At 67.4% G+C, this 11,164-nt stretch carries 9 protein-coding genes and 1 pseudogene; 7 read left to right on the plus strand and 3 right to left on the minus strand.

Annotation, left to right across the window (positions count from 1 at the left end; genetic code table 11):
• Positions 1 to 84: 84 nt before the first annotated feature.
• From C563_RS0112735 to C563_RS21215, 3 genes and pseudogenes are all read right to left on the minus strand, one after another.
• Complete coding sequence (locus C563_RS0112735; RefSeq protein ID WP_018762447.1) at positions 85 to 963, minus strand: phosphotransferase; 879 nt, start codon at positions 961 to 963, stop codon at positions 85 to 87.
• Positions 964 to 1,078: 115 nt separating this feature from the next.
• Positions 1,079 to 2,326 (minus strand): FAD-dependent oxidoreductase, encoded by a 1,248-nt coding sequence (locus tag C563_RS0112740; protein ID WP_018762448.1) that lies wholly within the window; start codon positions 2,324 to 2,326, stop codon positions 1,079 to 1,081.
• A pseudogene (locus tag C563_RS21215) lies at positions 2,319 to 3,604 on the minus strand (MFS transporter). Before C563_RS21215 ends, C563_RS0112740 begins: the two are co-directional and overlap by 8 nt.
• Before the next feature lie 48 nt (positions 3,605 to 3,652).
• Between C563_RS21215 and C563_RS0112750 the strand changes: the two are divergent.
• From C563_RS0112750 to C563_RS21220, 7 genes are all read left to right on the plus strand, one after another.
• On the plus strand, positions 3,653 to 4,459 hold the full coding sequence (locus C563_RS0112750; protein ID WP_018762449.1) for an IclR family transcriptional regulator: 807 nt from the start codon (positions 3,653 to 3,655) through the stop codon (positions 4,457 to 4,459).
• Positions 4,460 to 4,577: 118 nt separating this feature from the next.
• Positions 4,578 to 5,720, plus strand: coding sequence for a cupin domain-containing protein (locus C563_RS0112755; protein ID WP_018762450.1), 1,143 nt, complete (start codon positions 4,578 to 4,580; stop codon positions 5,718 to 5,720).
• Positions 5,720 to 6,562, plus strand: coding sequence for a fumarylacetoacetate hydrolase family protein (locus C563_RS0112760; protein WP_018762451.1), 843 nt, complete (start codon positions 5,720 to 5,722; stop codon positions 6,560 to 6,562). The genes C563_RS0112755 and C563_RS0112760 overlap by 1 nt, the downstream gene beginning before the upstream one ends.
• Positions 6,562 to 7,314: a maleylpyruvate isomerase family mycothiol-dependent enzyme gene (locus tag C563_RS0112765; RefSeq protein ID WP_018762452.1), complete on the plus strand. Its 753-nt coding sequence runs from the start codon at positions 6,562 to 6,564 to the stop codon at positions 7,312 to 7,314. The genes C563_RS0112760 and C563_RS0112765 overlap by 1 nt, the downstream gene beginning before the upstream one ends.
• Positions 7,315 to 7,545: 231 nt before the next feature.
• Positions 7,546 to 9,141 carry a PucR family transcriptional regulator gene (locus tag C563_RS0112770; RefSeq protein WP_018762453.1) on the plus strand — a complete coding sequence of 532 codons (1,596 nt, stop codon included), beginning with the start codon at positions 7,546 to 7,548 and terminating at the stop codon, positions 9,139 to 9,141.
• Complete coding sequence (locus C563_RS0112775; protein ID WP_018762454.1) at positions 9,138 to 10,097, plus strand: glutaminase; 960 nt, start codon at positions 9,138 to 9,140, stop codon at positions 10,095 to 10,097. The genes C563_RS0112770 and C563_RS0112775 overlap by 4 nt, the downstream gene beginning before the upstream one ends.
• A 45-nt stretch (positions 10,098 to 10,142) precedes the next feature.
• On the plus strand, positions 10,143 to 11,164 hold a 1,022-nt coding region (locus C563_RS21220), incomplete at its 3' end, for an amino acid permease (protein ID WP_018762455.1).

The following is an 11,164-nucleotide window of genomic DNA, read 5'->3' on the forward strand; positions in this document are numbered from 1 at the left end:
CGGTAAACGGCAGCACCAGCCGGTGTCCCGGGGTGAAGGCATTAAGTAATTGCTAAAGGCGCACCACATACGACTCGACGAAGGCTAGTCAAGCTGGAAGCGGTCCAGGGCCTCCCGAAGCATGCGGTGGCCTTGGCGTTCAAAGTTCCCATCCCCCACCTGGTACGCCCAGACCGCCGTGCCGATCGCTTCCCGGAGCAAGTCGATGCGCCACACCTCCATGGACCTGGGGTCAGTTCCGTATCCCTCCAGGAAGGCCTTCTCCAGCTCTGGCCTTCCCCGCCATTGCTGCACCGCCAACCGGCACAGATCAGTGGCGGCCGGCCTGAAATCGAACCTGCCGAAGTCGATAATCCGCAGCTCGCCATTGCGGATGAGCCAGTTCCGCGGCTGCCAGTCACCATGGGTGGGAACCACGGTGATGGGGGCAGGCCGGTACTCCGCAAGGCGACTCCGTGCCTCCAGCTCGATTGATGGATCGACGCGATGGTCACGGTCCAACCACGCAAACGCCTTCGCCGTGGCCCGCGCTTCGCAGGTGTCATCGCAGCGGCGCTCCTGGCTGTGAACCACCTTCAACAGTTCGCCGGCCTGGGCGTAGGTCTCCGGGACCTGCTCGGCCGGGGTTCCCTCCACCAGAACGCCCTCAAGGTACTCAACCACCAGGATGTTGGCGTCCGGGTCTGAATGAAGCAGGCGGGCTGCCCGGCCGAGCCCGGCAAGCGGCCGTGTGTAGGCGTTGTGGGCCGCGACCTCGCGGCCCAAGTGGTGGTTCGAAGGTCCGGCAGCCTTGATGATTACCTGCCCGGTGGCCGTCCGGACCTTGAGGACCTTGGTGTCCACGATCCCCCAGGACAGGTCGGCGACAAGTTTCGGCGAGCCGCGCCACCCCTCAGCCAGCCTGGACTGTTCGGCGCTCAGCAGCCCGCCATCCCACTGCCCTGCCCCCGAACGTTGCCCCATGATCTGAAGCCTAGCAACGGGCGGTCCACGGAGGATCCGGCTGACCCGGCAAAAAGGCGGGCGTACAACGCCGGGAGCCACGCGTCGTCGTACGCGCGCCTTCATATCGCGCTGCTTAGGCTTCCACGAGCTTGGCCCCGGCCGGCACCTCCGCCGGAACGCCGGGCTCGCCGCGGCCGTACAGCCAGTCGTTGTACTGGAAGTTGTTGTCGCCGCGGCTCTTGAACAGCATGTTCCGGAGCACCCGGGCCACGCCGCCCACGTGCCAGGACTCGCCCCAGGTCCTGGCGGTACGCTGCACGCGGGCGGTGCGGGCTGCGCGGGTTTCATTGAACTCGCGGAAGGCGTCCTCCCACGCACCGGCGTCGATTCCTTCGGGGGTGAAAACCTGGTTCCGGGACACATCCTGGAGCACTGCCGCGTCCTCCAGCGCCTGGCACGCACCCTGGGCCAGGTATTGCAGCATCGGGTGGGCGGCATCGCCGATCAGCGCCATGCGGCCGGACACCCAGTTGTCGATCGGGTTGCGGTCGTACATGGGCCAGCGGATGCCGGTGGCCAGGTTCTTCAGGGCCTCCTGCACCGCGGGGACGCAGCCGGCGTAGGCCGCCTCGAGTTCGTCCACGCCGCCGTATTGCTCTTCGCCGCGCTCGAATGATGCCGACTTGAACACGGCAACCGTATTGAGCAGTTGGCCCTTCCGCAGCGGGTACTGAACCAGGTGGCAGTCCGGCCCGAGGTAGACGATGACGTCCTCCAGGTCCGCTGCCGGGGTCTCCTCCGTGATGGGCACGGTTCCCCGGTATGCCACGTAGGCCGAGTTCACCGGGCCGTCGTTGGCAACGGTCCCGCGCAGTGTGGACTTGAGCCCGTCCGCGGCCAGGATGGCGTCGGCTTCGAAGACCTCACCCTTGGCGGTGTAGGCACGGGCCCGGTCGCCGTCGGTTTCCACCTTCTGCACCAGGACATCGTTCACCAGGGTGACGCCCGCCGCCTGGCAGGCCTCGAGCAGGATCCGGTGCAGGTCGCTGCGGTGGATCACCACGTAGGGCGCCCCGTAGCGCTCCTCGAACTCGCCGCCCAGTGTCTGGCGGGTCAGTTCCTCCCCCGTAACCGCATCGCGGAACACCAGGTGCTTGGGCTGGACGCCGATTTCCAGGGCTTTCTCCAGCAGTCCCCAGCGCTTGAGGACCCGGGAGGCGTTGGGGGCCATCTGCAGCCCGGCTCCCACTTCGCCGAAGGCCGGTGCCACTTCAACCAGCGTGACGTCGGCGCCGTTTTCGCGCAGGGCGAGCGCTCCGGCCAGTCCGGCCATGCCGCCGCCCACCACGAGGACATCGGTGGACTCTTTGACGTTAGACATTGGTAGCTCCTACTGCTGTCGATTTCTTGATTTTGGTGCCGACGGCTGCGATCAGGACCGCCGCCGCGGCTGCTGCTCCGGCGAAGGCCAGGAAGTTGGAATTGACGCCCAGCCCCGCCGCGAGCAGGAGCCCGCCGGCCTGCGGCGCGGCCACGGCGCCAATCCGGCCGACGCCCAGCGCCCAGCCGAGGGCGGTGCCGCGCAGGTGCGCCGGGTAGTGGCTGGCCACGGCGGCGATGATCAGGCACTGGGTGCCGTGCGTTCCCACGCCGGCCAGCACCAGCATGAGGTAGACGACGGCGACCGGCGGTCCGGTCACCAGCACCACCAGGGCGACGGCGGCCACGCCGCTGCCGCGATGGCCGTGGGAATGGGACCGAACCGGGTGCCTGCCCAGGCCGTGAGCACTGACCCGGCCACGGCGCCCAGGTTGAGCGCCAGGGCGAAGGTCAGCGCAGAGCCCAGGTTGTAGCCGGCCAACTGCATCAGGTTGGGCAGCCACGTTCCCAGGCCGTACCAGGCAAACAGGGTCACCAGGGTGCCCACCGCAAACAGCAGGCTGGTGCCGAGGTAGGGCGCCCTCAGCAAGCTCCCAAATCCCGCGGACTCCTTCGCGGTGCTGCCGGCGGCTGCCTTGGGTGCCAAGGTTTCCGGCAGGTAGCGGAGCCCCAGCGGGATCACCACCACCAGGGCCACGACGGCCACCAGGAACATCGCCGGCCAGCCGAAGGCCGGGATCAGCGGAATACCCACGAGCGCGGCGATCGAGCCGCCAATGGGGACACCGGACATCATGAGGGTGGCGATGGTGGACCGCCACTTTTCCGGAACGAGCTCGGCCACCAAGGCGTTGGCCGATGGCACCAGGCCGCCCAGGCCAATGCCTGCCAGCAGCCGGAGGCCGCCGAACACCGGCGCGCTCGGTGCAAAGGCACAGAGGATGGTGAAGAGGGAGAACACCACGGCGCAGCCGATGATGGTGCGGCGGCGGCCCCAGGTGTCGGCCATCCGTCCGGCAAAAACGGCTCCGATCATCATGCCCACGAAGGCCATGGATCCGATGGTTCCAGCCGTCGCCTTGGTCAGGCCCCAGCCGGTGTCGCTGATGAGCGAGCCTTGGACGGTGCCGTAGACGATCAGGTCGTAGCCGTCGAAAACGACCAGCAGCCAGCACACCAGGATGGCGAGCATGGAACGCCGGGGAAACCCGGAAAGGCCTGCGCCCCGGGCGGGGGCGGCCGTGCGCTGCGGCACTGCAGCGGAAGTTGTGTGATTCATCCCACCACTGTGCTGGCAGTCATACCAGCGCGCCCATAAGATTCTGTCATGCAGAATCTTCCTGCCCGGCGGAAACCCACCTACTCAATCGAGGCGGTGGACAACGCCCTGCAACTCCTCCAGTTGCTGCGGGACGTGGGGAGCCTGCGGCTCAAGGACGCAGCGGCGGAGCTCGGCGTGGCACCCTCCACGGCACACCGGCTGCTGGCCATGCTGGTGTACCGGGGCTTCGCGGTGCAGGACGAAACGCGGCGGTACGTTCCCGGTCCCGCCATGGGGGCGGGGCCCGCAGGGTTCAGCTGGACAAGGCAGCTGCGCGACATCTCCCGGCCGCATATGGAACTGCTGTGCGCCCGCACCAACGAAACCGTCAACCTCATGATCCGGGTGGGCACCAAGGTCCGCTTCCTGGACACGGTGGAAAGCAGCAACATCCTGCGCGTTGGCGACCGCCAGGGCACGCTGCTCCCGGCACACAAGGCCTCCGGCGGCAAGGCCATCCTGGCCGAAATGGATCCCGCCATGCTCGAGCAGCTGTTCCACAGCCCGAATGCTGAGCTCGCCGGCGACTACATCCCCAATTCCGAGTACCCGGCGTTCCTGCGCGAGCTTGAATCCGTGCGCGCCAACGGCTTCGCGGCCAACTTCGAGGGCACGGAGGAGGGCATCAGCGCCTTTGGCATGGCACTGCACAACGGGAAGGGAATGGTGGTGGGTGCGCTGAGCGTAGCCACTCCGGTAGCCAGGTTCCGGCCACTGTTCGACGCCGGGCTGGTGGGCGTCATGATGGAAACCCGGCGCCAGCTGGAGCTGGACATCGCTGCCAACCCGGCGGATGGCGCAGCGGGGAGCTGACCCGGGCGCACGCCACTCCGAGGAATATTCTGCCTGCCAGAATATGCTGGGGATCACAGCCCGCTTTCCCTAAGGTCGAATCCACGCCGCAGTCAGTCCGCACGCAAGGAGAAGGCCAGTGTCGATCAGCGCTGAAAACCAAACACATGAATCCGTGGCCCGGGAGCACCATGTCTCCGAGCCCACTCCGGAAGAGGCTGCCCAGTTGGAGCAGCTGTACAAGGATTTCGATAAAGAGAACCTGATTCCGTTGTGGACGGAGATCGCGGACCTGATGCCCATGGTCCCGTCCCCGAAGGCGGTTCCGCATGTGTGGCGGTGGGATGACCTGTACCCGCTGGCCGCCCGCGCCGGGGACCTGGTGCCCGTGGGCCGCGGTGGGGAACGCCGCGCCATCGCGCTGGCCAACCCCGGCCTGGCCGGCACCCCGTACGCCACCCCCACACTGTGGGCCGCCATCCAGTACCTGGGCGGCCGCGAGACCGCCCCGGAGCACCGCCACTCCCAAAACGCGTTCCGGTTCGTCGTCGAAGGCGAGGGCGTGTGGACCGTGGTGAACGGGGACCCGGTCCGGATGTCCCGCGGCGACTTCCTGCTCACCCCGGGCTGGAACTTCCACGGCCACCACAACGACACCGACCAGCCCATGGCGTGGATTGACGGCCTGGACATCCCGTTCGTGCACTACGCGGACGCCGGGTTCTTCGAGTTTGGCACCGAGCGCGTCACCGACGAGGCCACCCCCGACATCTCCCGCTCCGAGCGGCTCTGGGCCCACCCAGGGCTGCGCCCGCTCTCCGGGCTCGATGACACCACCAACTCCCCCATCGCCGCATACCGGTGGAAGTACACCGACGCCGCCCTGCGCGAACAGTTGCTCCTCGAGGACGAGGGCCACCCGGCCACGGTGTCCCAGGGCCACGCCGCCATCCGGTACACCAACCCCACCACCGGCGGGGACGTCATGCCCACCATCCGGGCCGAGTTCCACCGCCTCCGCGCCGGCGCCACCACCGAGCCCGTCCGCGAGGTGGGCTCCAGCGTGTGGCAGGTCTTCGAAGGCACGGGCACCGTGACCCTGAACGGCGAAACCAAGGTCCTGGCCAAGGGCGACCTCTTCGTGGTCCCGTCCTGGGCCGCCTGGTCGCTGCAGGCCGACGCTGGTTCACAAACGGAGTTTGATTTGTTCCGGTTCAGCGACGCGCCCATCTTTGAGCGCCTGAACTTCAACCGCACCTACATCGAAGGACGCACCAAGTAATGAAACTCCTCACCCTCCGCCTGGACAACGGCACAGGCAACGGCAAGAGCACGACGGCGGTCCGCCAGGACGGCGACACCCTCACCGAAATCCCGGGGTTCGCCGACGTCGGGGCCCTCCTGAAGGACCCCGCCTGGGAAACCACCGCCAAGGAAGCCAATGGCGCAACCCACGCGTACGACGGCGCCGACCTCGCCGCCGTCGTGCCCTCCCCCGGCAAGATCATCTGCGTGGGCCACAACTACCGCAACCACATCAAGGAGATGGGCCGCGAGGTTCCCGAGTACCCCACCCTGTTCGCCAAGTACGCCGAATCCCTGATCGGACCGAACGACGACCTGGCCCTGCCGCAGGAGTCGGACACCGTGGACTGGGAGGCCGAACTCGCCGTCGTCATCGGCAAGGCCGGCCGCCGCATCCCCGAAGCCGAAGCCGCGGACCACATCGCCGGGTACGCCGTCCTGAACGACATCTCCATGCGCGACTACCAGTTCCGCACCATCCAGTGGCTGCAGGGCAAGACCTGGGAAAAGTCCACCCCGTTCGGCCCGGCCCTGGTGACCAAGGACGAGTTCACGCCCGGCCCGCTCATGACCTCCGCCGTGGACGGCGACGTCCAGCAATCCACCCCCACCTCGGATTTGGTCTTCACCCCCGAATTCCTGGTGTCCTACATCTCCACGATCATCACCCTCAACCCGGGCGACGTCATCGCCACCGGCACCCCCGGCGGCGTGGGCCACGCGCAGGACCCCAAGCGCTACCTGCAGGAAGGCCAAGTCCTGGTCACCACCATCGAGCGCCTGGGCCGGCTGACCAACCGCGTGGTCAAGGAAGCCTGATGGTTGCCCGGCACGACCAGGCCACCGATCCCGTCCTGCTAGAGGGGCTGCTGCAGGCCCGGCGCGGCACCGCGTTCTTCGCCCGCAAGCTCAACGAGCTCCCCGACGCGGAACTGGACGGGGACTCGCTGCTGCCGGGCTGGACCCGCCGCCACGTTGTAGCCCACGTGGGCTACAACGCCAGGGCCATCGCCCGTCTGGTCGAGTGGGCGGCCACCGGGGTGGAAACACCCATGTACCCTTCCGTTGAGGTCCGCAACCACGAGATCGACTTCGGGTCCACCCTCAGTCCCATCGCCCTGCGGAACCTGTTCGACCACTCCGCCGTGCACCTGAACGTCGAATGGCGCGACCTGCCCGCCGCCAACTGGCACCACCAGGTCAAAACCGTCCAGGGCAGGACCGTCCCGGCGGAGGAGACCGTGTGGATGCGCACCCGCGAAGTCTGGGTGCACGCCGTGGACCTGGACAACGGGGCCACCTTCAAGGACATCCCCGCCCCCGTCCTGGAAAGGCTCCTCACGGACATCACCGGCGCCTGGCATGCCCGCGCGACCTACGCCGGGCTCCTGGTCACCGTGGACGGGACGGACTTGTCGTTTGGGGACACTGCTGCCCCGTCCCCCACCGTGGTGTCCAGTTCCCTCCCGGCAATCGCGCAGTGGGCCACCGGCCGCGGCACGGACGGAACCACGGCAACGCACGACGCCGGACCCGTCACCCCGGTGCCCGCGGCACCGGCCTGGATCTAGACGCCCCGGGCACACCATCACACCGCACCAATGGCGGGCCGGCCCTGCCGGCCCGCCATTCGCCGTTGCCGCGCGGGCACGCTGTTTCGGCGACAGCGCGTCCGCCTCAGACCGGAAACCAAAAATGGGCCAGTGGACTTGGAACAGATTCCATAATCCTGCCTCCTGCCGCTGGATAGCATGAGGTGACCGGACAGAGCCGTCCGGCGGGATCAACGCAAAAGGACAACCATGGCCGCGGTTACGGTGGATGACATCCTCTCGGATCTTCCCCTCGGCTTCGCCAGCCTCATCCTCCGGCCCGGCCCTTCGGCGCCGGCCATCGAACGGTTCCTGATCGTCGACGCCGACGATGAAGCAGTGGAGGCCGCCAAAGCCTTCGTCCTGCTCATCGGGGTCCGCGGCCGGTCTGCCCTGCCGGCACTCCGGCGCCTCCTGGAGGATCCGCCCCCGGTGGTCGCACTGAAGGGCCGGCGGGACGACCTCGCCGAAGCCGAGGAGCTCCTGCGCGCAGCGGGGGCGGGGCTGCTGCTGGTGGATCCTGCCGCAGACTGGGACAGCCTGCTGTCGATTGCCAAGGACCGGATCCAGCCGCGCAGCTACCAGAGCGAAGTCCTGACATTGCTCGAGGAAGACCTGTTTGCGATCGCCCAGACCACGGCACGGCTCACGTCCAGCCACGTGCTCATTGAGGATGCGGCCAACAAAGTCCTTGCCTATTCCACGGTCACCAATGACATCGATGAGCTCCGGAAGGCGTCCATCCTGGCCCGCCGCGGCCCACGGAAGTACGAACTGCTGCTCAAGGACCTGGGCGCCTACCGGGAACTCCACCGCACCCGGCAACCTGTCCGCGTCCCGGCGAGGCCGCAGGACGGGCTGCGGGAGCGGGTTGCCATCGCGCTCTTTGCCGGCGAGCGGATCATGGGTTACATCTGGCTCCAGGAGACCGGTGCCGGTTTCGGGCCCGACGTCGAATATGTCCTGACCGGGTCCGCTGCCCGTGTCTCGGCCGAACTGATCCGCTACCGCAACCAGCAGTCGGTCCACATGCGGGAAGACCGGATTGCGCGGATCCTGTCGGGTCCGGCAGAAGCCGCCGCCGGTGCGCACAGCGGAAAAATCCCGTCCGAAGCTCCTGCAACGCTCATCCTGATGGGCATGTCCGACGCCGATTCGCGTGCCGACGACGCCGCCCTCAAGCACGGCGAACTGGCCAACCTCGCCTCCATCCACGCCGCCGCGTACAAGGCCTCCGCCGTCGTGGGCCAGTTCAACGGTGACACGGCCATCATCGTGCCGGACCTGCAGTCCAGCACCGCCGAGCCGGGGCTTCGGTCCCTGGCCGAGGCAATCGTCAGGGACGCCCGAAAACACCTCGGCATCACCCCCTTCGCCGCCGTCGGCCCCCTGGTGCCGGACCTGCTGTCCCTCCACACGGTCACCCGGGTGACGGAGGCGCTGCTGGCCTGCGTGGGCACTGCAGAACCGGGCACGGTGGCGGGGGTGGCCGATTTCGAAGCGGAAATCCTGTACCGCGAGGCGGTCCGCAACTTCCAGGCCTCGCCCTTCCGGCACCGCAGCCTGGCCGCGCTCCTGCAGGAGGACGCCGAGCTCGCCGCCACCCTCCGCGCCTACTTCGACGCCGCCTTCGACGTCGCCGAGTGCGCCAGGGGCATGAACCTCCACAAGAACACCGTCTACTACCGGGTGGCCAAGGCCGCCCGGGTGACCGGCCTCAACTTCGGCAGTCCCCGGGACTCACTGGTGGCACTGCTCCACCTCCAGGAGTGGGCCGCCGCCAACAACACTTCAGGCAGGAAATGACCACGACACTCAGCGCGCCGCCCCTGGACATCCTCCTTGAGGAAATCGTCCGGGAACACCGGCCCCGGAAGGAAGCCGGTGCCGTGCCCGGCAACATCCCGGTCCTGGCCGCCGTCCCCTTCAACCGTTTTGGCATCGCCGTTGTCACCACCTCCGGCAAGGTCTTCAGCTCCGGCGACGCGGACGTCCCGTTCTCCATTCAGAGCATCTCCAAGGTGTTCACCCTGGCCATGGCGCTGCAGGGCGGCCGGTCCGGCCTGCTGTGGTCACGGGTGCTGCGCGAACCATCCGGAACGGCTTTCAACTCACTGGTCCAGCTCGAAGCCGAGCACGGCATCCCGCGCAATCCCTTCATCAACGCCGGCGCCCTGGTGGTCACGGACCACCTGATGGAAGAGACGCCCGACGCCGCCGGGCACCTCCTGCAGTTCCTCACCCGGCAGGCGGGTACGGGAGGACAACCAGGCCGGGAGGGAGATCCGGCACCGTACATTGACGAGGCCGCTGCTGCCGGTGAACTGGCCGGCAGCAGCCGCAACCTGGCCCTTGCCCACTTCCTGAAGGACTTCGGCAACCTCACCCAGCCGGCCGCGGCAGTGGTGGAGAACTACGTCCGCCAGTGCTCCGTCATGATGACCTGCGTCCAGCTGGCCAGGGCGGGCCTGTTCCTTGCCAACGACGGCCAGGGGGCCCCGGGGGCCGTGTTGTCCCCGAGCGAGGCCAAGCGGATCGGCTCCATCATGCTGACCTGCGGCATGTATGACGCCGCGGGCGAGTTCGCGTACCGCGTGGGCCTGCCCGGCAAGAGCGGAGTGGGCGGCGGCATTCTGGTCATCGTCCCGGGCCAGTGCGCCATCTGCGTCTGGAGCCCCCGCCTGGACGCCAAAGGCAATTCCCTCGCCGGGACGGCGGCCCTTGCGGACCTCTCCGACCGCACCGGCTGGTCGGTCTTCTAAGTTTCCCCAACCAACAAGATCTTTTCCGGATCGAAAGGAATCCCCATGCCCAACAACCCCAATGACGAGGTTGAGCCGGACCATGTAATTGATGGTGGTCACGCGCATGCGTCCGAGACTTCCCTGCATGCGGAGGACAAGGGTTACCACAAGAACCTCAAGCCGCGGCAGATCCAGATGATCGCGATCGGCGGTGCGATCGGTACCGGCCTGTTCCTGGGCGCCGGCGGCCGGCTGAACGCCGCGGGCCCGTCCCTGGTCATCGCGTACGCGGTCTGCGGGTTCTTCGCGTTCCTGATCCTGCGCGCCCTGGGCGAACTGGTCCTGCACCGGCCCTCCTCAGGCTCCTTCGTCTCCTACGCCCGTGAATTCTTCGGCGAGAAAGCCGCGTTCGTTTCCGGCTGGTTCTACTGGATCAACTGGGCCACCACCACCATCGTGGACATCACCGCCGCCGCCCTCTACATGCACTTCTTCGGCAACTACATCCCCTGGATGGCCGATGTCCCGCAGTGGGCCTGGGCCCTGACCGCCCTCCTCGTCGTCCTCGCCCTGAACCTCGTCTCGGTCAAGGTCTTCGGCGAAATGGAATTCTGGTTCGCCCTGATCAAAGTCGCCGCCCTCGTCGCGTTCCTGATCATCGGCACCTACTTCGTCATCTTCGGCACCCCCGTGGACGGCCAACAAGTCGGCATCAGCCTCCTGTCCGACCACGGCGGGATCTTCCCCACCGGCCTGCTGCCCATGATCATCCTCATGCAAGGGGTCCTGTTCGCCTACGCCTCCATCGAACTCGTCGGCACCGCCGCCGGCGAAACCGAAAACCCCGAAAAAATCATGCCCAAAGCCATCAACTCCGTAGTCTTCCGCATCGCCGTGTTCTACGTCGGCTCCGTCATCCTCCTCGCCCTCCTGCTCCCCTACACCACCTACCAAAAAGGCGTCAGCCCCTTCGTGACGTTCTTCGGCTCCATCGGCGTCCAAGGCGTAGACGTCATCATGAACCTCGTCGTCCTCACCGCCGCCCTGTCCTCCCTGAACGCCGGACTCTACTCCACCGGCCGGAT

The organism is Arthrobacter sp. 135MFCol5.1, assembly GCF_000374865.1.
Lineage (GTDB): Bacteria > Actinomycetota > Actinomycetes > Actinomycetales > Micrococcaceae > Arthrobacter.

Excerpts from the sequence above, each read along its gene's own strand:
- C563_RS0112765 (WP_018762452.1), top strand. The coding sequence starts at position 6,562 with ATGGTTGCCCGGCACGACCAGGCCACCGATCCCGTCCTGCTAGAGGGG.
- C563_RS0112775 (WP_018762454.1), top strand. The coding sequence starts at position 9,138 with ATGACCACGACACTCAGCGCGCCGCCCCTGGACATCCTCCTTGAGGAA.
- C563_RS0112750 (WP_018762449.1), top strand. The coding sequence starts at position 3,653 with ATGCAGAATCTTCCTGCCCGGCGGAAACCCACCTACTCAATCGAGGCG.
- C563_RS0112740 (WP_018762448.1), bottom strand. The coding sequence starts at position 2,326 with ATGTCTAACGTCAAAGAGTCCACCGATGTCCTCGTGGTGGGCGGCGGC.
- C563_RS0112735 (WP_018762447.1), bottom strand. The coding sequence starts at position 963 with ATGGGGCAACGTTCGGGGGCAGGGCAGTGGGATGGCGGGCTGCTGAGC.
- C563_RS0112770 (WP_018762453.1), top strand. The coding sequence starts at position 7,546 with ATGGCCGCGGTTACGGTGGATGACATCCTCTCGGATCTTCCCCTCGGC.
- C563_RS0112760 (WP_018762451.1), top strand. The coding sequence starts at position 5,720 with ATGAAACTCCTCACCCTCCGCCTGGACAACGGCACAGGCAACGGCAAG.